The sequence below is a fragment of the Gemmobacter aquaticus genome (genome assembly GCF_007859075.1).
Taxonomy (GTDB): domain Bacteria; phylum Pseudomonadota; class Alphaproteobacteria; order Rhodobacterales; family Rhodobacteraceae; genus Gemmobacter; species Gemmobacter aquaticus.
The window spans coordinates 895,744-920,285 of the sequence record NZ_VOAK01000011.1 but is presented as its reverse complement, the minus strand read 5'-3'; the positions used below and the strand labels follow the sequence as shown (position 1 = coordinate 920,285).

Below are 24,542 nucleotides of genomic sequence, written 5' to 3'. Positions count from 1 at the left end.
GTCATTCCACGTTCTGAACCTGTTCCCGCATCTGGTCGATGACGGTCTTGAGGTCAAGCCCGATACGGGTCAGCTGGATGTCCTGCGATTTGGAGCACAGCGTATTCGCCTCGCGCATGAACTCTTGCATGAGGAAATCGAACTTGCGGCCGACAGGGCCGGTCTCGGCCAGAAGCGCGCGCGCGGCCTCCACATGGGCCGCAAGGCGATCCAGCTCTTCAGTGACGTCGGTCTTGACGGCAAGCAGCGCAAGCTCCTGGGCAAGGCGCGCGGGCTCGATGCTGTCGACCGCGTCGAGGATGCGGCCGAGTTGAGTCTGCAGCACCCCCGACTGGGCATCGCGTCGGGCGTCGGCCGCGAGCCGCGCGTCGGCGGCGAGCAAAGCGATCCGCTCGATCTGGGCAGAGATTACTGCAGCCAGTGCCGCGCCCTCTGCAGCGCGCATCTGGTTGAAATCCTGCAAAAGCGGGGTGAGGTCGGCAAGGATCGCCGTGCGCAGCCCGGCGTAGTCCTCCTCCGCGCCACCGGTTTCGACAACACCACGAAAGCCCAGCACATCGACCGGGGTCGACTGACTAAGCGTCACACCGGTCTGCATGGCCGCCGCGTCGACCGTTGCCAACGCCGCCAACACGGCCTGAAGCGCAACAGGGTTCAGGCGCAGCGCCTCTGCCTCGGAGGGATCGCGTGTCACGCGCAATGTCAGGCTGACATTTCCGCGACTTAGCGCCTTTTGCAACTCGCCCCGCAAAGCAAGCTCAAGCCCGTCAATCCAGTCAGGCACCCGCAACCGCAGATCCAGGCCTTTGCCATTCACCGCCCGCAGGTCCCAGACCCAACTGGCCCCTGCTCCCTGTCCCTTGCGCGCGGCAAAGCCTGTCATTGAAGTCGTCATGCGTCCTCCCCGTGGCACTTTTTACTTCGTTAACCATGTGATCAGATTCCGGATTCACTTCGACCGGAAACTTGCTATCCTGATCCCGTGTAGTTGGTGTGTAGCCCCTGGCCTGTCAGGACAGTGCAACATCGTCGCGCAAGACCATGGCTGAAAGCCGTGCCTCGCGCAACGTTGTGTCCGTATCAGGTGGCTGCGGTTGTGTGAAAGGAACGGGCAGATGGGAATCTGGTCCACTGGTAAGGGTGTGCAGGGCAATGCCGCAGCTGAGGTATGCCTGAGCGACGATCGGGCGGTTGATGCTGCATTGGCAGAAATGCGCGCCTATTGGCAGGCATTACGCCGGCAGGGTGCGCTGCCCCGGCGGCAGGACATCCAGCCGCGCGGCATGGCCGGCGTTCTGCCCGGCGCCTTCATGGTTGAGCGCACGGCCCCCGGTGTCGGACGGCTGCGCATCGCCGGACAACTGCTGGGTGACCTGATTGGCATGGACGCAGCCGGCATGCCGCTTGCGGCGCTGTTCGATCCGCAGGCTCGCGCGCACTTTGCCGGATTGCTGGAGTTCTGCCTTCTGCGGCCTGCAACGCTTGAAATATCGTTTAGCTGCGATGCCGGACCAGATGCGCCCGCGCTTCGCGGCAAGCTCGCGATCCTCCCCATCGAAACCGATGGCACGCGTGGCGAGCTGGGTATCGGTGTCCTCGCGCTGAAGGGCAAGATCGGTCGCGCACCGCGCCATCTGATCCCGACAGGTGCGCGTGCGACACGGATCGACCTGCCGCGTTATCACAAGCTGACCGAGTTTGAGGATTTCTCGGTCCGCCCCACCCCAAGCCCAATTCGGTCATTTACGGTCAAGCCGACCCGGTCCGGGCGCCCCTATCTTCAACTGGTCGATCTGGCAGAGTGAAGATCAGCCGAAGGCCGGGTTCAAAACCGGGTTTGTCCAGGCACGTTTCCCGGCTGCATTGATCACCGTGACCCGGATCCAGCGCGAGGCGCGGAACCGCTCCAGCGGGACCGCGCCGCGCGTCATGGAATGGCCGTGGATGGCCTTGGCTGCCGTGCCCTGCCCCTGCACGATCATTGACACGACCGCCGAGCTTTCGATGTGCACACGCCCACCATCAATCACCACGTCGCGCAACTCGGGGCCCTGGCTGGAGTAGAACGCACCGGCCTTCAACGCCTCGACCAGCGCCTCCGGCGCGTTGACCGGGGATTTCACCATGACCCAACCGCCGAAGTGATCAGGCTCGGTGAAATGCGCATCGTCTGTTGCGATCAGCGGCAGCATGCGCCCTTCCGAGGCCAGAAGATCAGCGATGGCAAACCCGTCTCCGCGATCGCAGCCCATGGCGCAGCCGTGGTTGTACACCTCAACCGCGTGGGCCGCGGTGATGCTGCGGGCATCCTCCAACGTCAGACCCGACCACTGGGGGTGAGCAATGGCCACAAACGCTCCGGTTGCTGCGGCGCGGGCCGCAATGTCCGGTCCGGTTTCCATGCCCGGATGAACCTTGAAATCCGGCGCGTTACCTGGGGCAAAGTTTGCTGGCAAGCCGACAGCAAGAATGTGCCAAAGCTCGCCGTTCCGCATGGGCCCCGAATGCAGTTCCGCGCCGAGGATAGTGGTGAAACCCGGCTGGCGATAGGGAACGGTATCGACAATCGGATACCCATACTGCCCGATGAAGTGATCCGTCAGCGCAATGAAGTCATACCCCTCGGCCCGATAGCGGCGGCAGACTTCGGCCGGATCCAGCGCTCCGTCAGACCGATTGGAATGCGTGTGCAGGTTGCCGCGCCAGAAGCGGCCGGGCGTTTCAAAGGCAGTCAGGCGCATATCGCTCTCCAGATGTTTGCGGCCAATCTGGCAGCGCAGAGACGCAGACGCGTGACAGGAAACGACACAAGGGGCGGAACGGGAATATTCTGTGGAAGAATGTCGCGAATTGCGACTAGGCCGCAGCGATCGGACGGCGGCGTTCGGTCAGGCTGTCCAGAATTTCGGGCATGTAGCCGGCCTCAACCACGCGCAGTCGCGCACAGCGGCGCACAGAACCGAGCATCTGTACCTCGACATCCACCAGATCGCCGACGCCCAGCACTATGGGGTCAGTGCGAGGCGGAAAGCCATCGAAATGGGCCAGATCCCCATGATCAGCGCACCAGATGATCGCACGCCCAGTTGACTGGCAACACCATATCACGACACCCAGCATGGCACACTCCGCTCACGCTTGGCCGCACCCGAACCGCATCACCGATGTCCAAGGAACGACCTGACTTCCACGATTTTCATTTTCGCACAGCATCTTCTGACGCGGGATGTGAATATCCGCATCAAAGCCGTGGACAAGACCACAAATTTGTATCATCCATGACGCTAAACAGCGTCACATGTCCAGAATGCCCGACCGGATCGCCCCGCAACGCCCGACGCCGACCCCAAAACCGGCGATGTCGCCCACCGAGGTCCGGGCGGTCTTCGGGCAGAACCTGCGCAAATTGTGCGAAGGCGGTCCGCCCATAACGGTGCTCTGCCAGCAAATCGGTATCAACCGCACGCAGTTCAATCGCTACCTCTCGGGCGAGGCTTTTCCGCGCCCGGATATCCTTGCCCGGATCTGTGGCCATTTCGAAGTGGATGCCCGCATTCTGCTTGAGCCGCTCGACAAACTGCAACAGGCGCAGACGGGCCGCTTTCAACAAGAGTTGCTCGACAAGCTGCTGATCGGCCGGTCCCACCCCGTGAACCCCGACACGCTGCCCGACGGGATGTATCGATTCTGGCGCAAGTCGTTCATGCTGCAGGGAAAGATCATCACCAACCTTGCGCTGATCAAGACGCAGGATGACGTCACGCTCTTCAAGGGCTTCGAAGAAAACCTGCTGCTCAAGCAGGAGAACCCCACAGCGAGGCGTTTTCCGCGCCTGGCCTACTTCGGGCTGGTGCGTGGGCATGTCGACGGCGTCTCGATCTACTGTCAGGATCGGCAGAACCAGACCAACATCAATTTCTTCGAATTCGGCCTGGAAGGAAACATGCGCTTCTATCCCGGTTTCTCGTTGCTCGTGCGGCGGCGCATCGACGGGATGAACCGAATGACGGCAGCGGTACTGGAGCGGTTGCCCGTCGACCCTGCGCAATGGCGCGCGATCGTGCGGCAGGACAGCGTGCATGACATTGCCTATGCCCCGCCTATTGTGCAGCGCGCCCTGCAACGCGTTCCCGACGGGCTCTGACGCGGTTTCGCGTCAGAGGGCACCCTATCGTTCAGTTTCGTCGTCGAACGGATCGGAGCCGCCGTGCGGCACATCGCGCAGGCCGGCCGGGGCATCCTCGACATAGTCATCGCGCACTTGCGGCGCAGGTGCTGCCACGCTGGCTCCTGCCGGTGCAGGCAGACCGCTCGCGTTCGTCGCCGCCTCGTGCAGCGAGGCAAGGGCCGCCGCCACGGCATCGGGATTGCGCAGCCAGATATCGCGCTGCGAGAAGGGCATCTTGATGCCTTCCGCCTCGAACCGCTCGGCGATCTGGTGGTTCACTTCGGTTCGCACCGAGAGCGAGAAGTTCACGTCCCGAATAATCATGCGGATCTCGAACATCATCGAATCCGCGCCAAAGCCCATGAAAGCCACCACCGGCGGTGGCTCAAGCAAAGCCAAAGGCTGTGCTTCGGCAATCTCTTGCAGGACACGAGAGACCTTGCGCGTATCCGAGCTGTAGTCGACCCCGATCGGGATGATGACACGACCGGCAAGGCTGAACCGCGTCCAGTTGGTCACCTGCTGGCTGATAAGATCGCCATTCGGCACGATCACGTCCGAGCGGTCAAAAGTCTGGATGCGGGTCGAGCGGACCGAGATCGATTTGATCGTGCCGGAAACGCCGCCGACCTCGATCCAGTCGCCTTCACTGACGGGACGCTCGATCAGCAGGATGATACCAGCGACAAAGTTCTGGACGATAGTCTGCAGACCGAAACCGATACCAAGCGACAATGCAGAGGCAACGATGGCCAGACCCGAGAGGTCAATCCCCGCCGAAGACACCGCAATGATGCCGGAGACAAAGACGCCGAGGTAGCCAACCCCCGAGACCACGGCATTCCGTCCGCCCTGATCGAGCCGCGTCTTGGGCAGGATCGAGGACTTCAGCGCCCCCTGAAACAGTCGCGTGGCGCCATAGCCGACGCCGAACAGCACCAGAAAATACATGAAGTTCGCGGGCGAGATCCGCGTCTCGCCAAGTGTGACGCCTTGGGTGAACCGGTTCCAAAGCTCGGTCAGGTCCTCGACCCGAACACCCCACACCAGCGCAAACAGCGGCAGGGATGCCAGCGTCAGCACGAAGCCCGCAATCACAGGCATCAGGCCGTGACCCTCGTCGTCGCCCCCCGTCAATGCGCGCCAGATGTCGCCGATCAACTGCACCAGCAGCAGTAGCAGCCCGGCAAGACCGAGCGAGGCCGCAGCAGGGAAGATCAGTGCATTGGCAGCGGTCGTATATCCGATCAACCCGAGCGCGGGAGATATGAAGGCGATGGCGACCAGCACCTGCCCGACAACCCGCAGGACACGGTCGCGAAAGCTGATCGCTTCCTCGTTTTCAGTGCCGCGCCCCAGATGACGGCTCAGGATCCGGCCAAGCCGCCAGACCACAAGCGACATCAACAGGATCAGGGGCAGCGCCAGCACCGGCAAGGCCTCGTCCGACTGGCGCGCGGTCGGCAACAACGCCTCTCGCAGGCTTTGCGCGGCGTAGATCACCCCGATCATCGTCGTATAGAAGCGCCCCTCGGCGCAGGCACTCGACGACAACGCGAGCGGACCGCTGGCGCAGTTGTCCTTGGGGAAAAGGCGTCCGGCCAGCCAGTAGGCGGCGAATATGGCGAACCCGGCACCGGGAAGGGCCGACAGAACCTGCTTGCCCAGATAGCCCGAAAGTCCGGTCAGCACCGCGGCGACCGAGATCAGCAGAACCCCACCCGCCGGCACGATCACCTGCCCCAGAGAGGCGAAGAAGGACAGAACGCGGCTCCATCGCGTTGAACCGGCAGAGCTGTTGAGCCAGTTGGCAAACTGTTCGATCCATCGACGCCCGCGGAAGATCAGCACCATCGCGACCAGCAGCAGCATGCCGACAGCAGGAAGGCGGTCGCGCAGTTCGGTGCGCCTGACCTCTTGCCCCCAGTTCCCCTTGACCTCGGCCGCAAGCGTGCTGATGCCCTGCCCCACGGCCTTGAGGGCATCATCCCAATTTGCCGGGTTGACCGGGGTGGGCCAGAGTTTCAGCAGTTGCTGCGTTTGCCGCTCGCGCAGTTCGCGGTCAATCTCGGTAATCAGGCCGTTGGCGCGCCGATAGGCCTCGTCTGCGGCACGTTTGGGTGCCTCGAGCCGTTGCAGCTGTTCGTTCAGAACCTTCCGGCGCTCTGCGATCTCGGGCGTCTCGGTTTCGCCCTCTGCGGGCGCAGGGCCAAGGGCGGTGATCTGGTCGCGCTGGCTCTGGATCCGTGTCGCGTTGGTTGACTGCGCGCTCTGAAACTTGGCGCGCCAATCGGCGAGCTGGCCCCTGACCAGTTCCAGCCCGCTGTTCGACGTTGCCGGATCGCCGATGGTCCGCTCGGCCCGCTGGGCAAGTTGCTCCCATGCGGCATAGTCAAGCTGGGTCGCGGCGGGGCCCGAAGCGGTGATGGACTTGGCACCTGAAGACTGCCCCGCCGTCTGGCTTTTCGTCAGCGGTGCAGGCGGTGGCCCGATCGTCTGGGTGGTCTGCGCCGGCGCGGGTGGCGGGCCTGCGGTCTGTGCAACGACACTACCCGCACCCGAAAACAATCCCGCGCAAAGAAGGATCGTCCGGGCAATTACCGCAAGGCCGCTCTTTTCGGGCCGCGCCGTCCAGATCATGCGTCAGGCGTCCACGTAGACTTCGGGGATGTCGCGCGGGCCGCGGTCCAGCCAATCGGGCACCGGCAGACCTTTCTCGCGCAGGAACATCGGATTGAAGAGCTTGGACTGATAGCGCGTGCCGTAGTCGCAAAGGATCGTGACGATCGTGTGCCCCGGCCCCAGGTCGCGCGCCATGCGGACGGCGCCCGCAATGTTGATACCGGTCGATCCCCCCATGCACAGCCCTTCATCCTGCAGCAGGTCAAAGATGATCGGCAGCGCCTCGGCATCGGGAATGCGGTAGCTGTGGTCGGGGCGGAACCCTTCGAGGTTCGCAGTGATGCGACCCTGCCCGATCCCTTCGGTGATCGAGGTGCCCGGCGCATCCAGCGTCCCCTGGGTGTAGAAGCTGTGCAGCGAGGCGCCCTCGGGATCGGCGAGGCCGATCTTCACGCCCTTGGGCTGCAGGGCCATCGCGACGCCTGCCAGCGTGCCGCCAGAGCCAACCGCGCAGATAAAGCCATCAACCTTGCCCCCGGTCTGATCCCAGATCTCGGGTCCCGTCGTTTCGACATGCGCCTGACGGTTGGCCACATTATCGAACTGGTTGGCCCAGATCGCGCCGTTCGGCTCGGTCTTCGCCAGCGCCTCGGCCAGACGGCCCGAATAGCGGACGTAGTTGTTGGGGTTCTTGTAGGGTGCAGCCGGAACCTGAACAAGCTCGGCGCCCGCAAGACGCAGCATGTCTTTCTTTTCCTGGCTCTGCGTTTCCGGAATCACGATCACCGTGCGGAACCCCATCGAGGCGCCAACCAGCGCGAGCCCGATCCCGGTATTGCCGGCCGTTCCCTCGACAATCGTGCCACCGGGGCGCAGCAGTCCCTTGGCCACCGCGTCGCGGATGATGTAAAGCGCCGCGCGATCCTTGACGGACTGGCCCGGATTCATGAACTCGGCCTTGCCCAGAATCTCGCACCCCGTCAGCTCACTCGCCTTGTTCAGGCGGATCAGAGGTGTGTTTCCGATGGAACTTGCCAGATCACGATACACGGACATTTTCGCTTCCCTCAATTTGTTGCCTAGCTTTAGGGTCAGCCGGGGCGGAACTCAAGAACCCGGCAACCGCCCCGCGCCACGACAGCAGAAACAAGGCGGGTTTCCCCGAGGTTTCACTTGGTTTGCGTCGAAAAATCCGTGAAACTGCAAGGACAAGGGACGAAATCCGGATAACTGGACAAAAAAGTTTACCAATTTCCAGAAATCGGGTAAGAGCAGCCCGACAAGCCGATACCAACAGGGGGGTAATCAGGATGAAGTCACTGCTGGCGCTATCCTCAGGGATAGACCGCTTCAACGAAATCATCGGCAAGGCGGTGGCCTGGCTGATCTTCATCGCGGTGCTGATCAGCGCCGCGAATGCCATTATACGAAAGGTCTTCAACACCTCGTCCAACGCCTGGCTCGAGATGCAGTGGTACCTGTTCGGGGCAGCCTTCCTGCTGGCGGCGGCCTATACGCTGAAGCAGAACGAACATGTGCGCATCGATATCGTCTACGGCCTCTGGTCGCGGCGCGTGCAGCACTGGATCGACCTTTTTGGGCATGTCGTCTTCCTTATGCCCTTCGTCACGCTGATGCTGTGGTACTTCGTGCCCTATGTCGCACAATCGTTCCGGTCGGGCGAAGTTTCGACCAACTCGGGCGGCCTGATCATCTGGCCCGCCAAATCATTGCTGCTGATCGGGTTCACGCTTCTGTGGCTGCAAGGCATTTCCGAAATCATCAAGAAGATCGCAGTCATGCGCGGTGACATCGAAGATCCCAATCCCTTCGTGTCGTCCCACGCCGCGGCCGAGGCCGAGGGCGAGGCGCTGAAGGAGGAACTGGCGAAATGATCGAGTTCATCGCGCTTAACCTTGCGCCCATCATGTTCGTCTCGCTGGTGGTGTTTCTGCTGCTGGGCTATCCGGTAGCATTCTCGCTGGCAGCGAACGGGCTGATGTTCTTCGTGATCGGGGTCTGGCTTGCGCCCTATTCCGACGCGATCAACCTGAGCTGGCCTTTGCTCAACACCATGCCCAACCGGCTATGGGGGGTGTTGTCGAACGAGACATTGCTGGCCATTCCCTTCTTTACCTTCATGGGGATCGTGCTCGAACGATCCGGCATGGCCGAGGACCTGCTCGATACAATCGGGCAGTTGTTCGGGCCGATCCGCGGCGGGCTTGCCTATGCGGTCATCATCGTGGGCGCGCTGCTTGCTGCGACGACCGGCGTCGTCGCGGCCTCGGTGATCGCGATGGGCCTGATCTCGCTGCCGATCATGCTGCGCTACGGCTATGACCGCCGCATCGCCTCGGGCGTGATTGCGGCCTCGGGCACTTTGGCGCAGATCATCCCGCCCAGCCTTGTCCTGATCGTTCTGGCCGACCAGCTGGGCCGTTCGGTGGGCGACATGTATGCTGGCGCGATGATCCCCGGCCTGGTGCTGACAGGACTTTACATGGTCTATGTCCTGATCATGTCGATCCTGAAGCCTGACTCGATGCCAGCGCTGCCGCTCGAGGCACGTACGCTGGGTTCGGGTGTCACCTCGCTGCTGGTCGCGCTGGTTGCCTGTGCAGGCATCGCCTATGGCGCGCATCTCTGGCTCTACGAGACGCATGGCAGCAATGCCGACATTCTGGGTGCAACCGTGGGTGTGGCGGCGATCTATGTCGCGGCGGTCCTGGACAAGTTCTTCAAGATCGGCGTCATGTCCCGGCTGGCGCAGCAGGTCATCATCGTGCTGATCCCGCCGCTGGCGCTGATCTTCCTCGTGCTCGGAACCATCTTCCTTGGCATTGCGACGCCGACCGAGGGTGGCGCGATGGGTGCAGTGGGTTCGCTCTTGCTGGCGGCGCTGAAGGGGCGGCTGAACATGGGGGTGATCAGCCAAGCGCTGACCGCGACCACGCGGCTTTCGGCCTTCGTGATGTTCATCCTGCTCGGCGCGCGTGTGTTCTCGCTGACCTTCTATGGCGTGAACGGGCACCTGTGGGTGGAGCATCTGCTGACCTCGCTTCCGGGCGGGCAGATGGGCTTCCTGATCGTGGTGTCGATCCTTGTGTTCCTGCTGGCCTTCTTCCTCGACTTCTTCGAGCTGGCCTTCATCATCGTGCCGCTGCTGGTTGCCCCGGCCGAGGCACTGGGCATCGACCTGATCTGGCTGGGCATCATCCTTGGCGTGAACATGCAGACATCGTTCATGCACCCGCCGTTCGGCTTCTCGCTGTTCTACCTGCGGTCTGTGGCACCCCGACTGCCGTTCATCGACAAGGTGACAGGCAAGCAAACCGCCCCGGTGACAACCGGGCAGATCTATTGGGGGGCGGTGCCCTTCGTGGTGATCCAGGTGGCGATGATCGGGTTGGTGATCGCCTTCCCGGGTATGGTGATGCACTACAAGGGCGCACCGGTTGATACGTCGAATGTGACGATCACCCTGCCCCAGATGCCAAGCCTTGGCGGCGGTGGTCTGGGTGGCGGTCTCGGCGGTGGCCTCGGCCAACCGGGAGGTCTGGGTCAGCCGGGTGGACTGGGCGGCGCACCTGCTCCGGGCGCAGTTCCTGGTGCGGCTCCGGGACTGGGTCAGCCCAACCTTGGTGCGCCTGCGCCGGGTGCGGCCCCTGCGCCTGCCCCCGCCCCGGGTCAGCCTGCGATCGGTCAGCCCTCGCTTGGCGCGCCGGCCATCGGCCAACCGCAGCCCAGCAACTGACCGGGCACAAATACGCAAAGCCCCCGCGCCTGTCGCGGGGGCTTTTTTCATTGCTTCTTTCGGCAAGAAAAAACCCCCGGCCTTTCAGCCGGGGGAGCGATGTTCCACGCAGGAACGGGGGAAGGCTTACAGCTTGCCCGCGTTCTGTTGCATCATCATGAAGGTGTCGTAGTTGTATTCGGCAATCTGCGTCCAGGTGTAGTGTTCGGTCCGGAACGCCTTGATCGAGCCCCACAGCTTGGCAAATGCCGGGTTGGTGGCTTCCATCTCGGCATAGACCTGGTTTGCCGCATCAAAGCAGGCGTTCAGGATTTCCGGGCTGAACGGACGCAGTTGCGTGCCGGCGCCAACCAGACGCTTGATCGCGGCCGGGTTCAGATAGTCATACATCTGCAGCATGTTCGCATCGACGCCCTGGCAGATCGACTTCAGCAGCGACTGATAGGCGGGCGGCAGACCTTCGTAGGCGGCCTTGTTGAACATGAAGTGGACGGTCGGGCCACCTTCCCACCAGCCGGGGTAGTAGTAGTAGGGCGCGACCTTGTAGAAGCCCAGCTTCTCGTCGTCATAGGGGCCGACCCATTCGGAGGCGTCAATGGTGCCTTTTTCCAGCGCCGGATAGATGTCGCCGCCCGCGATCTGTTGCGGAACGACGCCCAGCTTCTCCATCACCTTGCCGGCAAAGCCGCCAACGCGCATCTTCAGGCCCTGCATGTCGGCCACGGTGTTGATTTCCTTACGGAACCAGCCACCCATCTGCACGCCGGTGTTGCCGCCCGGCAGAGCCACGATGTTATGCTGGGCAAGGAACTCGTTGTAGAGATCGATCCCGCCGCCCTGATAGTGCCACGCATTGATACCGCGCGCCGACAGCGAGAACGGCACCGCCGCCGCAACAGCCCAGCTCGGGTCCTTGCCCCAGTAGTAGTAGCCGACGGTGTGGCAAGCTTCGATGTTGCCCGCCGTCACCTCGTCAGCAGCCTGCAGACCTGGCACCAGTTCGCCTGCCGGGAAAACCTGGATCTGGAAATTGCCATCGGTCGCCTCGGAAATCCGCTTGGACAGCACCTCGGCCGCACCATAGATCGTGTCGAGCGATTTCGGGAACGATGAGGTCAGGCGCCAGGTTACCTTGGGCGCGGATTGCGCGATGACGGGCGCAGCAAGTGCCCCGGCCGCAGCACCGCCAAGGGCGGCTTTGGTCAGGAATGAACGACGATCCATGTATTTCCTCCCGGTTAGGATCAGCATCGCATCGGGCGCGCCCTCGGGGCGCCACACCTGCGACGAGTGGCATGACCGTGGCATGGCACGTTTCGTCTGTCCAGACAAAATGCCTGACGCAGCGTCCGTCAAACGTCTATTCCGTAAGGGAAATTTGGCCCCGCGATGCTGCATCGCAGCAAGCTGCCGCGACATTGTGCAAAGGCCCGCGCCATAGGCAGAACCGCCCGCCGTCAGGCCGCGCGGGAGACCAGAATCTTGTCGATGCGGCGGCCATCCAGGTCAACAACCTCGATCCGCCAACCGGCATGGGTGATGACGTCGCCAACATCCGGCAAAGCCCCCATCGTGTCGATCACAAAGCCCGCCACGGTCTCGAAATCGCGGTCGTTGCGCAACGAGAACCCCAGACGGTCGGCGAATTCGTCCACCGGCATCCAGCCCGCCACCCACATGGAACCGTCGTCGCGCTCGACGACCTTCGGCTCGTCCTCGACGTCATCGGCGAAAGAGCCGGTGATCGCCTCAAGCAGGTCCATCGGGGTCACGACACCTTCAAAATGGCCGTATTCGTCATAGACGAGCACCATGTGGGCTGCCGATCCCCGCAGGGCTTCGATGACCGCAAGCGCGCCCATGCCATCGCGCACAACTGGTGCCTCGATGACCTGCGAGCGCACATCAAGCCCACCCCGTTGCGCCGTGCTGCCAAGGAAGTCGCGCGCATGAAGCACACCGATCACATTGTCCGGCTCGCCATCCTTTACCGCCAACCGAGAATGGCGCCCCTCGCGAAAGCGACGGATGATCGTTTGTGAAGAATCATTCACATCGACCATCTCGACCTCGTGGCGCGGCGTCATAAGACCGCGCGCGCTACGGTCGGCAATGCGCATGACGCCTGCGATCATCTCGGTCTCGGCCTTCTCCATCACGCCGGCGCTATGCGCCTCGGACAGGACGAGCTTCACCTCTTCGTCGGACATGGTGCTGTCCGACACGCCGGACTGGCCCAGCAAGCGCAGAACCATCTTGCCCGAGAAATCCAGAAGCCAGACCAATGGCGCGGTCAACCTCGCGATCCAGCGCATTGTGGGCGCTACGCGCACGGCGACGCTTTCCGGGGCACGCAGCGCGATCTGCTTGGGCACAAGTTCACCGACGATCAACGACAGATAGGTGATGGCCACGACGACCGACCCCATGCCCAGCGGATGGGCAACCGCAGGGCTGAACCCCGCCTGAAGCAAAGTTCCCGACAGGCGCGCACCTAGCGTCGCGCCCGAAAACGCGCCTGACAGCACGCCCACCAGTGTAATGCCGATCTGCACCGATGACAGGAACCGTCCGGGATCATCCGCCAGCGCCATGGCGACCTTTGCGCCATGCGATCCCCTGTCAGCGAGAACTTTCAACCGCGCGGTGCGCGCCGAAACAATGGCAAGCTCGGACATCGCCAAACCTCCGTTCACCAGGGTGAGCAGGAAGACGATCGCGATTTCAAGATACATTGTGCTTTCAGGGGGACAACGCCGGGCCGGGCCGGCAGGTCGCGCCAAGATAGGCGTTCCCCGACGGCAATTCCAGCCTTCCTCGAAAAAAGATCAGCGTGCGACCGGCGTCCAGATCACATGGTCGATGCCCGGCGCATGGGTGGCGAGCATCACAAGCCGGTCAAACCCCAGTGCAATCCCGCTTGCCGCAGGCATCAAGGAAAGCGCCGACAGAAACTCTTCGTCGATCGGATACCGCTCGCCATAGACGCGCTCTTTCTCATCCATTTCCAGCCCGAAACGGCGGCGTTGTTCGTCGGGGTTGGTCAACTCGCCAAAGCCGTTGGCCAACTCTACACCGCAGGCATAGAACTCGAACCTCTCGGCGACGCGGGGATCATCTGGCGTGCGGCGGGCAAGCGCAGCCTCGGCGGCAGGATAACGGTCAAGGATCGTCGGGCGGCCATGGCCCAGATGCGGCTCGACCTTCTCGACCAGTACACGCGACAGCATGTCCGACCATGTGTCGTCCGCCGCGCGGCGGATGCCCACCCGATCAAGCGCCGCGCCAAGTTTCGCCGCGTCGGGCTCACCTTCGGCGTCGATCGATGCCAGAAGATCGATCCCGGCGTAACGATCAAAGGCTTCGGCCACCGACAGCCGCTCTGCCTCGGCAAAGGGGTCGCACGCGCGGTCACGATAGCGCAGCATCGTGGTGCCCGCCTCGGTCGCCGCAAGACGCAGGAAGTCGGCGCAGTCCTGCATCAGCACAGTGTAGTCCTCGCCCACACGGTACCATTCCAGCATGGTGAACTCGGGGCTGTGCAACGCCCCCCGCTCCCGGTTGCGCCAGACGTGGGCGAAAGAGGCAATACGACGCTCGCCCGCCGCCAGCAGCTTCTTCATCGCGAACTCGGGCGAGGTGTGCAGATACATCTGCCGCCCCGCCCCCTCGTTCCCGATGGCGATGGTGGCAAAGCCGTGCAGATGCGCCTCGTTGCCGGGGCTGACCTGCAGGGCCACAGGATCAACCTCCAGAAAATCGCGCGTGGCCAGCCAGCCGCGGATGGCCTGCTGAATGCGATTGCGTGCCAGCAGCGCCGGCCGACGGCCCTCGTGCACTTCGGGTTTCCACCAGTCAGACGGTGCGGTGCGGGTCATTTCTGCCTCTTTTGGCTGGAAATCAGGCGCCGAAGGCGCTATGAGCGGCGCCATCGCGCCCGTCCGGCCCCGATTGCGCATCCCGAATGCGCACGGACCCGGCTGCCCCAGATAACGCAAGGAATACCCGTGGTCAAAGTCATCGCCTCCAGCCTTCGCAAAGGCAATGTCGTCGATATCGACGGCCGCCTTTACGCCATTCTCTCGGCCGAGAACATCCACCCCGGCAAGGGTACACCCGTCACGCAGGTGGACATGCGCCGCATCTCGGACGGGGTGAAGGTGTCGGAACGCTGGCGCACGACCGAGCAGGTCGAGAAAGCCCACGTTGACGAATACGAATACGACTACCTCTATGAGGACGGCGAAGGCTTCCACTTCATGGAGCCGCAGACCTACGAGCAGATCGTCGTCAGCGGTGATGTGATTGCCGACAACAAGGTCTACCTGCAAGAAGGCATGCGGTGCTGGGTCAAGACGTTTGAAGGCACGGCGATCGCCATCGAATTCCCGCAAAAGATCATCGTCGAAATCACCGACACCGAGCCGGTTGTGAAGGGTCAGACCGCCTCTTCGTCCTACAAGCCCGCGATGACCGACAGCGGCCTTCGCGTGATGGTCCCCCCGCACATCGGACCGGGCACCCGCATCGTGATCAACACCGAAGACAATTCCTACGTCGAGCGCGCCAAGGAATAACCATCCCGTAGGCCCGGACCCACATCCGGGCCTGCCACTCCGGCTCCCAGCAAAACGCGAGGCCGCCGCCCATTCGTGCGCGCTTGACGTACCGGGCATGACGACGTCACGGTGCGTGGCAGCCTACCCGCTCCCGGCACACCCACAGCAAAGCGCTCACCGCCCCAATCCGGCCAGGCCGGCACAGGGACGCTGTCCTCCGCCCCCTTTCCCCACATATTCGCGACACCTGCCTGGCACCTCTTCCGGGGCTGCCAGATCGCGGCACTCAAGCCCCCATGTCCAGTAAAGCCTGCGGGCCTGCCCTTTCTTCTTTTCCCAAATATCCTCGGGGATGAATTGCCGCAGGCAAGAGGGGGCAGACAGCCCCCTTTCAACCTTGCCCGAAAAGAAAAGGGCCGCACCTTTCGGCACGGCCCCTGAACCTTTGCGCCAAAGACGCGATCAGAGTTCGTCGAGCGCCTCGACGGCCTTTTGCAGATCGTCTTTCGACACTTCCTTGTCCGTCACCTTGGCGCCAGCCACGATGAACTCGACCACCTTGTCCTCGAAGATCGGCGCGCGCAGTTGCTGTTGCATCTGGGCATTCTTCTGCACGAATTCAAAGAAGGCGCGCTCTTGGCCCGGATACTGGCGGGCGGCGTTCAGAACGGCCTGGGTCATCTCGGCATCGGTGACCTGCACTTCGGCCTTGCGGCCAACTTCGGCCAGCAGCAGGCCCAGACGGACACGGCGTTCGGCCAGTTTCTTGTGCTCGTCGGTCGGCTCGACATGGCCATGGTTGTGGTCATGGACGTCCGGGTTTTCTTCGTGCCACAGCTGGTGGGCGATCTGCGACGCTTCGGCCTCGACCAGTTTCGAGGGCAGGTCGAACTTGACCAGACCATCCAGCTGATCCAGCAGCGCGCGCTTCAGCACGGCGCGGGCAGCGCCTTTGTATTCAGCTTCCAGACGCTCGGCGATCTGGCCTTTCAGCGCGGCGAGGTCTTCGGCGCCGAACTTCTTGGCCAGCTCATCGTCGATCTCGGCGGCCTTGGGGGCCTTCACGGCATGAACCTTGCACTTGAACAGGGCTTCCTTGCCCGCCAGGTGCTTGGCGCCATAGTTTTCCGGGAAGGAAACCTTGACCTCGACCTCTTCGTCGACCTTGGCGCCAACCAGTTGCTCTTCAAAGCCCGGAATGAACGAGCCCGAACCGAGGACCAGCGGATAGCTTTCGCCCTTGCCACCCTCGAACGCCTCGCCATCGACAAAGCCTTCGAAGTCGATCGTCACCTGATCGCCGTCCTTGGCTTTCGAGCCCTTCTTGCGGTCTTCGAACGACTTGGCGGTATCGGCCAGGTTCTTCAGCGCCTCTTCCACGGCCGAATCCTCGGCCTTGACGATCAGACGCTCCAGCGTGACGGCCGAGGCATCCAGGTCCGGGATCGGCGGCAGGGCTTCATAGGACATCTCGACGACGACGTCCTGACCTTCTTTCCACTCTTCGCCGCCAACCATCTTGACTTCGGGCTGCAGCGCCGGGCGGTCACCCGACTTGTCGAAATGGTCTTTCATCGCGCCATCGATGGCGTCCTGCATCGCTTCGCCGAGGATGCGCGGGCCGAACTGCTTTTTCAGCATGGCCAGCGGAACCTTGCCCTTGCGGAAGCCCTTCATCTCGATCTCGGGCTGCGCCTCGACCAGTTTTTGCTGGACTTTGGCGTCCAGTTCAGCCGCGGTCACCGTGATGGTGTAGCCGCGCTTCAGACCTTCGTTCAGGGTCTCGGTGACCTGCATGGGTGTTTCCGTCCTTCGTTCACATCTCTGGTGCGGGTGAAGGGAGTCGAACCCCCACGCCTTGCGGCGCCGGAACCTAAATCCGGTGCGTCTGCCAGTTCCGCCACACCCGCTTGCCTCAAAACGCAAGCAGCCCCGAAACGAGGCTGCCCGCGCCCTGAAAATCCGCGCCCTTCTAGCAAAGGCCCAAGCGGGATGCGAGGGAAAAATCACCGCCCAAACCACCATCGCGCGGAAACCCCGCGCGAGGTCACAATCCGAGGGCGCGAAACACCTTGGGCAACTCTTCGGGCAGGTCCTCGGCGATCAGGCCGGGGCCAAAGCTGCGCGCCGCCTCGACATGCAGCCATGCCCCGGTGCAGGCCGCCTCAAACGGGCCAAACCCGCGCGCCAGAAGCCCGGTGATGAAGCCCGCCAGCACATCGCCAGAGCCCGCGGTGGCGAGCCATGGCGCCGCGCGTTCATAGACGGCCGCATTGATCGCGCAGCGCCCATCCGGGTCTGCGATCACCGTATCCGGCCCCTTGAACAGCACCACGCACCCTGCCTGCGCCGCAGCCTCTCGTGTGGCATCGACCCTTGAATAGGCCGGGCCGGTCGTGGCCGGCGCCGCCAGCCGTTCTGCGATGTCGGGGAAAAGGCGCGCAAACTCTCCGCCATGTGGGGTCAGCACGCATTCTTTATGCAGCGCCCCAAACAGCGACGGATCTTGCGCGATCAGGGTCAGCGCATCGGCGTCAAGCACCGTTGCGCGCTTTGCCTGCAACGCCGCCCGGATCAGAGCCGCCTCGCGCGTGCTGATCCCGAACCCCGGCCCAAGGCAAAGGGCGTTGATCCGAGGATCACTCATCAGGGCGGAAAGCGCCCCGGCATCCTCGATCCCGCGCAGCATTATTGCATCCAGCCGCGCCGCATTCTCGGCCAGCGCATCCGCCGGGCATCCCAGCGTCACCAGCCCGGCACCGATCCGCAGCGCGCCCCGCGCCGAAAGACGGGCCGCGCCGCCACGACCCGGCGGGCCAGCCATGACCAGTGCGTGCCCGTATCCGAACTTGTTGCACGCGCCACCCTTGCCGAGCATCGAAGACGACGGCGCCCCGATCAATGCAGGTCCTGGACCGTGTTGGTCGGGACGCAGCCCGATCGGCACAGTAACCACTTTTCCACAGTAGAATGGGCCTTCATCAAGGTAATGGCCGATCCGCGCCTTGTGAAACGTGACGGCCAAGAAGGCGTGGACGGCCCCCCATTCGCCTGAAAGCGGCCGTCCGCTGTCCATGCACAGCCCGGTTGGCGCGTCCACGGCCACCATTCTGTCAAAGGTCTCGCCCTTGACGTACAACTCGGTGAGCGGCTCCATTACCTCTGTCGCCGGCGCGCGCGTGAGCCCTGCCCCAAAGACCGCATCAATGAACAGGTCTGCCGATGCAGTGCTGATGATTGCGGGCGCCCAGGGATTGACGGCTCCAATTGCCAACCACCGCTCATAGTTTACCCGCGCGTCCGGGGGCAGCTTGGAAGGGTCGCCGTACAGGAAGACCTCAACCTTCCAGCCCCGCCCGGCCAGCAGCCGCGCAACCACGAACCCATCGCCGCCATTGTTGCCTGGGCCGCACAGCACCACTGCGCGCTCTGGCGCCTCGACCAGTTCGGGCCATTCCGCCAGAATCGCCTCGACGACGCCAGCCCCCGCGCGCTCCATCAAGTCCAGTCCGGTCACCTCGCCCGAGCGGATCGCGGCTTGCTCGATGGCGCGCATTTGGGCAGCGGTCAGCAATTCTGTCATCATATTGACCCAGAGGATTCAAAAACTGCCCCGAAAACCGGCGCAGTGAACAAATTTTAGGCAATGCACCGAATTTCCGGCGCCGGTGATTGCAGCCAAAAGCCTAGCGGATTGTTCCGGCCCCGGGGAAGTGGTGATTGACCTTCCAAGAGCATCGCAGAGGGGGAGTCGACAGGTGAAGAAGATCGAAGCGATCATCAAGCCGTTCAAGCTCGACGAAGTGAAGGAAGCGCTTCAGGAAGCCGGCGTTCAGGGTCTTTCCGTGACCGAAGTCAAGGGCTTCGGTCGTCAGAAGGGCCATACCGAACTCTATCGCGGCGCCGAATATGTTGTCGACTTTCTGCCCAAGGTGAAGATCGAGGTCATCCTGCCGGATGACATGGTCGACACCGCCATCGAAGCGATCATCAATGCCGCGCGCACCGAAAAAATCGGCGACGGCAAGATCTTTGTGTCGCCTGTCGAGCAGGCCATCCGCATCCGCACCGGTGAAACCGGCGACGACGCGATCTGACCCATTACCCAAGACACCGGTCCTGCTGCCCATCTCGCAGGTCCCACCGCCAAACTCCAACCGAAAGGCAGCATGATGAGCGCTATCAAGAATGCTCTGAAACTGATTAAGGACGAGGAAGTCGAATACGTCGACGTCCGCTTTACCGATCCGAAAGGCAAGCTTCAGCACGTGACAATCGTGGTGGACCTTATCGACGAGGACTTCTTTGAAGAAGGCTTCATGTTCGACGGTTCGTCCATTGCCGGCTGGAAGTCGATCGATCAGTCAGACATGAAGCTGATCCCCGATGCGACCTCGGTCTACATCGACCCCTTCTACGCCGAGAAAACGCTGTGCGTGCACTGCGACGTGGTCGAACCCGACACCGGCGAGGCCTATGACCGCTGCCCGCGCCAGATCGCGAAAAAGGCTGAAGCCTACATGAAATCCTCGGGCGTGGGCGATGCCGCCTACTTTGGCCCCGAGGCTGAATTCTTCATCTTCGACGACGTCCGCTACTCGGTCACGCCATCCAAAGTGTCGTTCTCGATCGACGCCGAGGCCGCTGCCTGGAACACCGACAAGGAAATCGAAGGCGGCAACCTTGCCCACCGCGCGGCCCACAAGGGCGGCTACTTCCCGGTGAACCCGGTTGACGAGGCCCAGGACCTGCGCGGCGAGATGCTCTCGACCATGAAGCGCATGGGCATGAAGGTCGACAAGCACCACCACGAAGTGGCGACCTGCCAGCACGAACTGGGCATGATCTTCGGTGGTCTGGTCGAACAGGCCGACAACATCCAGAAGTACAAGTACGTGATCCACAACGTCGCGGCCGCCTATGGCAAGACCGTGACCTTCATGCCGAAGCCTATGAAGGGCGACAACGGCTCGGGGATGCACGTCAACATGTCGATCTGGAAGGACGGCAAACCGCTCTTCGCAGGTGACAAGTATGCCGACCTCTCGCAAGAGGCGCTCTACTTCATCGGCGGCATCCTGAAGCACGCCAAGGCGCTGAACGCGCTGACCAACCCCTCGACCAACAGCTACAAGCGCCTGATCCCCGGCTTCGAGGCCCCGGTTCTGCGCGCCTACTCGGCCCGCAACCGCTCGGGTTGTGTCCGTATTCCGTGGACCGAATCGCCGAAAGCCAAGCGCGTCGAAGCTCGCTTCCCCGATCCGGCTGCGAACCCCTACCTGGCCTTCGCTGCCCTGCTGATGGCTGGCCTCGACGGCATCAAGAACAAGATCGATCCGGGCCCGGCTTCGGACAAGGACCTCTACGATCTGCCGCCGGAAGAACTGGCCGCCATCCCGACCGTCTGCGGCTCGCTGCGCGAGGCGCTGGAAGAGCTGGAGAAGGACATGGACTTCCTGCTGGCTGGTGGCGTGTTCACCAAAGAGCAGCTTGATGCCTACATCGGCCTCAAGTGGGAAGAGGTCTATGCCTATGAGCATACGCCTCACCCGGTCGAGTATGCGATGTACTACTCCTGCTGATTGCAGCAGATCGGATTGCAGAAGGGGCGCCGAAAGGCGCCCCTTTTTTCTTGCGCCTGATACTCGCAAAGGTTGAATCAATCCTTGATCGCTCTTCTATGCTGTGGTTCACTCTTGCTTAAGGGACTGCCCTGCAAGGCCTGAACGGCGCAGGGCCAGCAACCCGCCACGCACGGGACAACTGGGGGATCCATGATGCGCGATATCGGCGGTTCGATGATTTCGATGATGGTTTACGCCGATGCTCCGGCGCCCAATTTCATGCGCGTCGTCAGCGAAGTGGATCGCCAACTGGAACGCGATATCGATGAGGACTATCAGCTGACGCTGGCATCTGACAGCGCGGCCTGGTTCGACTTTGGCGACCGTCGCCTGCTGGTGGGTCTGAGCGATGCTTTTGCCGATGATGGGGCAAGCTGCCTCGTCGTGGCCGTTGCTGCGAACCCCGAGATGGACGTGGTCGGATCGCTCGACAATGATCGCGCCCGTCTGTCGGGGCTCTGCGGTCAGGTGATCGCGGCGCTTCACCGCTTCTGCCCCACCTCCAGCCTGCTCTGCCAGCGCAGTGAGCTGCCGCTGGATGCCGATTTCCTCGACGCCTTCTTCGGTATCGATCTGATGGCCGCGCGCACGTCGCTGGCACGGGATGCAATGCCGCAGCGCCCACGCGACGACGCGAAGCCGCTGCGAACTCGCAGTGAGGCGCAGCCCGAGCTTGCGCAGCGCATCACCGCCCACGCGTTCAACTGCTCGGTCCTTGCGGTTTCGGTGCCGGTCGGGGCCGCGCTGATGGCGCATAGCTTCGTGCGCGGTGAGGATCTTCGGCTGTCATCGCGCGCCGTTGCGTTGACTGGGGCAGCCGTGGGGCTTCAGCAGATCGCCGGAACTGCGGCGCTGTCGCTGCTGTTCTAGAGCCCGGCGGCCTCCATCCCTGCCCGATCCTCGGCCGGAAGGTCGGCGACGCGGACAAGATAGGTATGGATGGAAAAGAGCACAGCACCACTTGCCGGCAACCGTACAAGGCACTGTCGTTCACAGCGCATGTAGGTGCGATCAACCGGCTTGGGCCGCGCGGCACCTTCCGGGCGCGGCTGAAACAGCGTCGGGTCATCATAGACCAGGGCGTTCATCCGCCACAGCGCCTGCCCCGGACGGATCGCATCGAACAAGCGCTGTACCCGGCGCGCCACCTCTTCCGAGTAATGGCTGACCGGGTGGTGTACCACCGTCATCGGTCGCCCGATCTTCTGCGCCAGTGTCCAGCTTGCCGGGAAACACAGGATCGCACCCGAAAGCTGATGTTCATCACCTGCCCGCGTCAGCAGGCACAGATCCTCTTGCACAAGCCGCCCGGCCGTCAGCAGCGGTTGCGCGGGATCAAGGGGCACCGTGACACCATCAGGACGCTGCACGTGGTCGTATGCCACCCGGTATCCCGGCGTCTGCGCAAGCCGCTCCAGCAGGATCGCCAGCAGCTCTGCCGCCGCCTCTTTCGCTTCGGGCAACAGCGCGTGCACGCGTGACGGCTCGGTCGCGATGCGGGAATCGCGTTCGGCCATCTGTGCGGCAAAGGCATCGTCCACCCGCAGCCAGTCCTCGCCCTCAACCGGCTGTATGCCCGGCAGGCGCCAGCAACGTGGGTCCATCCAGGGGGAAAGCGGAAGGCGGGATTGCAGGATCGGCTTCGTCATGGCGGCAAACCTAGCCAAAGCGCTGGCCAACAGAAAGCCCCCTTGCAGTTGTGCAGCCCAAGTCTTGCACAGGCGCCGCGGATGGTGAAAAACTCCACCCAAGCCCAAACCCCTGCGGAGCCCCCAATGCCTGTTCGCACCATCACAGCCACAGCCCTTCTTGCCGCCCTGCTTGCCGGCTGCGGGGGCGGCGGGGCACCGACGGCCGAGGTTGGACGCTGGGCATCCGCCTCAAACCCGGCGGCCCAATACTGCGCGGAACTCGGCGGCAGGCTGGAACTGCGGCAGGAGCAGGCGGGCGAAGCGGGCTATTGCCACCTGCCCGACGGCACGGTGGTCGAGGAATGGCAACTCTTCCGCGGCAAGAACAGCCTCTGACCCCACGCTTCGTTCTGAACCTGCACGCGCGGGACAGGGTGGCTGGCCAAAAGCCCAACTTCGCCGCCTTGAACGCCGGGGCAGAAGCGACTATGCGCAAGGCCGATCCCTGACGCCCGATCCTTGCCGCAAACGAAAGGCTGCCCGATGATTCCGCGCTATTCCCGCCCCGACATGGTTGCCATCTGGGAACCGCAGACCCGGTTCCGCATCTGGTACGAGATCGAGGCCCATGCCTGCGACGCGCAGGCCATGCTGGGTGTGATCCCCAAGGCCAATGCCGAGGCGGTGTGGAAAGCCAGGGACGTGGAATTCAACGTGGCCCGCATCGACGAAATCGAGGCGGTGACAAAGCACGACGTGATCGCCTTCCTGACCCATCTGGCCGAGATCATCGGCAATGATGAAGCGCGCTTTGTCCATCAGGGCATGACCTCGTCCGACGTGCTGGACACCACGCTGAACATCCAGCTCGTCCGCGCCGCTGATCTGCTGCTTGCCGGCGTCGATCGCGTGCTGGCCGCGCTCAAGACCCGCGCGTTTGAACATAAGGACACAGTCCGCATCGGTCGCAGCCACGGCATCCATGCCGAGCCCACCACGATGGGTCTGACCTTCGCCCGCTTCTATGCCGAGATGGATCGCAACCGTCGCCGTCTGGTCGCGGCCCGCGAGGAAATCCGCACTGGCGCCATCTCGGGCGCGGTCGGCACCTTTGCCAACATCGACCCGCGCGTCGAGGAATATGTCTGCGAAAAGCTGGGCCTTCTGCCCGAGCCGGTCTCGACCCAGGTGATCCCGCGTGACCGTCACGCGATGTTCTTCGCCACTCTGGGGGTCATCGCCTCGTCGATCGAGAATATCGCCATCGAAATCCGCCACATGCAGCGCACCGAGGTGCTGGAGGCCGAAGAGTTCTTCAGCCCCGGCCAAAAGGGCTCGTCCGCGATGCCCCACAAGCGCAACCCGGTGCTGACCGAAAACCTGACCGGCCTTGCCCGCCTTGTGCGGATGTCAGTCATCCCCGCGCTGGAGAATGTGGCACTTTGGCACGAGCGCGATATCTCGCACAGCTCGGTGGAGCGCGCGATCGGGCCAGACACCACCGTGACGCTGGACTTCGCGCTGCATCGTCTGGCGGGTGTGGTCGAAAAGCTGGTGATCTACCCTGAGAACATGCTCAAGAACATGAACAAGTTCAAAGGGCTGGTCATGTCGCAGCGTGTGCTTCTTGCCCTGACGCAAGCGGGCGTCAGCCGCGAAGACAGCTACCGCCTTGTCCAGCGCAACGCGATGAAAGTCTGGGAGAAGGGCGCCGACTTCAAGACCGAGCTTCTGGCAGATCCCGAGGTGACTTCGGCCCTCTCGCCTGCCGAGATCGAAGAGAAGTTCGACCTTGGCTATCACACCAAACATGTGGACACGATCTTCGCCCGCGTTTTCGGCAAGTGATACAGAACGCGGCAACGTGACAGGGGGCGGGCGATTGCCCGCCCCTTCACGTTTCCTTTACCGGACGCGGACGGCGATTTGATGCTATCATCGACCATCACACCGAAGGGAGATTGCCATGAAACGCCGTAGCCTTCCGTTCCTGGCCGTGGTCGCCGTTCTTTCCCTGCCCAGTGTCGCCGCAGCGGCCTGCGCGGGCCATGAAGAGGCAAAGATGTCCTGCGCCGAAGGGACAAGCTGGAACCCCGATACGCGGGCCTGCGAAACACAGTCGAGCTAATCTGCCGTTAACCGCCACCTGCCAGTCTGCCCGAAAGGCGATGAATCAGGTGG

Annotated in this window: 22 protein-coding genes and 1 tRNA gene; 11 read left to right on the top strand and 12 right to left on the bottom strand. The window is 62.9% G+C overall.

The features are described from left to right. Position 1: 1 nt before the first annotated feature. The gene (locus FQU74_RS06660) at positions 2-895 is read right to left on the bottom strand and encodes a YicC/YloC family endoribonuclease (RefSeq protein WP_146285621.1); all 894 of its coding nucleotides are present in this window, start codon (positions 893-895) and stop codon (positions 2-4) included. 220 nt (positions 896-1,115) lie between these two features. On the opposite strand from FQU74_RS06660, the gene FQU74_RS06655 reads away from it, so the two are divergent. Next, positions 1,116-1,805, top strand: coding sequence for a PAS domain-containing protein (locus FQU74_RS06655; RefSeq protein ID WP_146285620.1), 690 nt, complete (start codon positions 1,116-1,118; stop codon positions 1,803-1,805). 3 nt (positions 1,806-1,808) lie between these two features. Here FQU74_RS06655 and FQU74_RS06650 read toward each other — a convergent pair whose 3' ends face one another. Continuing rightward, positions 1,809-2,741, bottom strand: a complete 933-nt coding sequence (locus FQU74_RS06650; protein ID WP_146285619.1) for a PHP domain-containing protein — start codon at positions 2,739-2,741, stop codon at positions 1,809-1,811. A gap of 115 nt (positions 2,742-2,856) precedes the next feature. Beyond that, the gene (locus FQU74_RS06645; RefSeq protein ID WP_146285618.1) at positions 2,857-3,120 is read right to left on the bottom strand and encodes a hypothetical protein; all 264 of its coding nucleotides are present in this window, start codon (positions 3,118-3,120) and stop codon (positions 2,857-2,859) included. A 178-nt stretch (positions 3,121-3,298) separates the two neighbouring features. Here FQU74_RS06645 and FQU74_RS06640 point away from each other — a divergent pair, with 178 nt between their 5' ends. Next, positions 3,299-4,144 carry a helix-turn-helix domain-containing protein gene (locus FQU74_RS06640; protein WP_146285617.1) on the top strand — a complete coding sequence of 282 codons (846 nt, stop codon included), beginning with the start codon at positions 3,299-3,301 and terminating at the stop codon, positions 4,142-4,144. 24 nt (positions 4,145-4,168) lie between these two features. Here FQU74_RS06640 and FQU74_RS06635 read toward each other — a convergent pair whose 3' ends face one another. Both FQU74_RS06635 and FQU74_RS06630 read right to left on the bottom strand, forming a co-directional pair. Next, a complete protein-coding gene (locus FQU74_RS06635) occupies positions 4,169-6,808 on the bottom strand; it encodes a DUF3772 domain-containing protein (RefSeq protein WP_146285616.1) in 2,640 nt (879 codons plus the stop codon). A 3-nt stretch (positions 6,809-6,811) separates the two neighbouring features. Further along, complete coding sequence (locus FQU74_RS06630; RefSeq protein ID WP_146285615.1) at positions 6,812-7,846, bottom strand: cysteine synthase A; 1,035 nt, start codon at positions 7,844-7,846, stop codon at positions 6,812-6,814. 254 nt (positions 7,847-8,100) lie between these two features. Here FQU74_RS06630 and FQU74_RS06625 point away from each other — a divergent pair, with 254 nt between their 5' ends. Continuing rightward, positions 8,101-8,685: a TRAP transporter small permease subunit gene (locus FQU74_RS06625; RefSeq protein WP_146285614.1), complete on the top strand. Its 585-nt coding sequence runs from the start codon at positions 8,101-8,103 to the stop codon at positions 8,683-8,685. Further along, positions 8,682-10,547, top strand: coding sequence for a TRAP transporter large permease (locus tag FQU74_RS06620; RefSeq protein ID WP_146285613.1), 1,866 nt, complete (start codon positions 8,682-8,684; stop codon positions 10,545-10,547). Before FQU74_RS06625 ends, FQU74_RS06620 begins: the two co-directional genes overlap by 4 nt. A gap of 126 nt (positions 10,548-10,673) precedes the next feature. On the opposite strand, the gene FQU74_RS06615 is transcribed toward FQU74_RS06620, so the two are convergent. From FQU74_RS06615 to epmA, 3 genes are all read right to left on the bottom strand, one after another. Then, complete coding sequence (locus FQU74_RS06615; RefSeq protein WP_146285612.1) at positions 10,674-11,771, bottom strand: TRAP transporter substrate-binding protein; 1,098 nt, start codon at positions 11,769-11,771, stop codon at positions 10,674-10,676. Positions 11,772-12,004: 233 nt separating this feature from the next. Further along, positions 12,005-13,282: a hemolysin family protein gene (locus tag FQU74_RS06610; protein ID WP_146285611.1), complete on the bottom strand. Its 1,278-nt coding sequence runs from the start codon at positions 13,280-13,282 to the stop codon at positions 12,005-12,007. Between the two features lie 93 nt (positions 13,283-13,375). Beyond that, positions 13,376-14,425 (bottom strand): EF-P lysine aminoacylase EpmA, encoded by a 1,050-nt coding sequence (gene epmA, locus FQU74_RS06605; protein WP_146285610.1) that lies wholly within the window; start codon positions 14,423-14,425, stop codon positions 13,376-13,378. A 129-nt stretch (positions 14,426-14,554) separates the two neighbouring features. On the opposite strand from epmA, the gene efp reads away from it, so the two are divergent. Further along, on the top strand, positions 14,555-15,124 hold the full coding sequence (gene efp, locus FQU74_RS06600; RefSeq protein ID WP_170246199.1) for an elongation factor P: 570 nt from the start codon (positions 14,555-14,557) through the stop codon (positions 15,122-15,124). Positions 15,125-15,568: 444 nt separating this feature from the next. Here the strand turns inward: efp and tig are convergent, their stop codons facing one another. The 3 genes from tig to FQU74_RS06585 form a co-directional block, all read right to left on the bottom strand. Next, positions 15,569-16,903 carry a trigger factor gene (gene tig / locus FQU74_RS06595; protein WP_146285609.1) on the bottom strand — a complete coding sequence of 445 codons (1,335 nt, stop codon included), beginning with the start codon at positions 16,901-16,903 and terminating at the stop codon, positions 15,569-15,571. A gap of 28 nt (positions 16,904-16,931) precedes the next feature. After that, positions 16,932-17,016 (bottom strand) — tRNA-Leu (locus FQU74_RS06590). A 137-nt stretch (positions 17,017-17,153) separates the two neighbouring features. Next, entirely contained in the window at positions 17,154-18,689 is a 1,536-nt protein-coding gene (locus FQU74_RS06585; protein ID WP_146285608.1) for an NAD(P)H-hydrate dehydratase, read from the bottom strand. 175 nt (positions 18,690-18,864) lie between these two features. Here FQU74_RS06585 and FQU74_RS06580 point away from each other — a divergent pair, with 175 nt between their 5' ends. From FQU74_RS06580 to FQU74_RS19275, 3 genes are all read left to right on the top strand, one after another. Then, positions 18,865-19,203 carry a P-II family nitrogen regulator gene (locus FQU74_RS06580; protein ID WP_146285607.1) on the top strand — a complete coding sequence of 113 codons (339 nt, stop codon included), beginning with the start codon at positions 18,865-18,867 and terminating at the stop codon, positions 19,201-19,203. A 75-nt stretch (positions 19,204-19,278) separates the two neighbouring features. Then, positions 19,279-20,688: a type I glutamate--ammonia ligase gene (gene glnA / locus FQU74_RS06575; protein ID WP_146285606.1), complete on the top strand. Its 1,410-nt coding sequence runs from the start codon at positions 19,279-19,281 to the stop codon at positions 20,686-20,688. Between the two features lie 192 nt (positions 20,689-20,880). Continuing rightward, positions 20,881-21,600: a hypothetical protein gene (locus FQU74_RS19275; protein ID WP_158635549.1), complete on the top strand. Its 720-nt coding sequence runs from the start codon at positions 20,881-20,883 to the stop codon at positions 21,598-21,600. On the opposite strand, the gene FQU74_RS06565 is transcribed toward FQU74_RS19275, so the two are convergent. Next, positions 21,597-22,379 (bottom strand): heme-dependent oxidative N-demethylase family protein, encoded by a 783-nt coding sequence (locus FQU74_RS06565; protein WP_146285605.1) that lies wholly within the window; start codon positions 22,377-22,379, stop codon positions 21,597-21,599. The two genes, FQU74_RS19275 and FQU74_RS06565, sit on opposite strands and share 4 nt — an antisense overlap. Positions 22,380-22,505: 126 nt before the next feature. Here FQU74_RS06565 and FQU74_RS06560 point away from each other — a divergent pair, with 126 nt between their 5' ends. The 3 genes from FQU74_RS06560 (at position 22,506) to FQU74_RS06550 (ending at position 24,489) form a co-directional block, all read left to right on the top strand. After that, positions 22,506-22,757 (top strand): DUF333 domain-containing protein, encoded by a 252-nt coding sequence (locus tag FQU74_RS06560; RefSeq protein WP_146285604.1) that lies wholly within the window; start codon positions 22,506-22,508, stop codon positions 22,755-22,757. 147 nt (positions 22,758-22,904) lie between these two features. Next, complete coding sequence (gene purB, locus FQU74_RS06555) at positions 22,905-24,209, top strand: adenylosuccinate lyase (protein ID WP_146285603.1); 1,305 nt, start codon at positions 22,905-22,907, stop codon at positions 24,207-24,209. Positions 24,210-24,327: 118 nt separating this feature from the next. After that, complete coding sequence (locus tag FQU74_RS06550) at positions 24,328-24,489, top strand: chitin-binding domain-containing protein (RefSeq protein ID WP_146285602.1); 162 nt, start codon at positions 24,328-24,330, stop codon at positions 24,487-24,489. Positions 24,490-24,542: the final 53 nt, after the last annotated feature.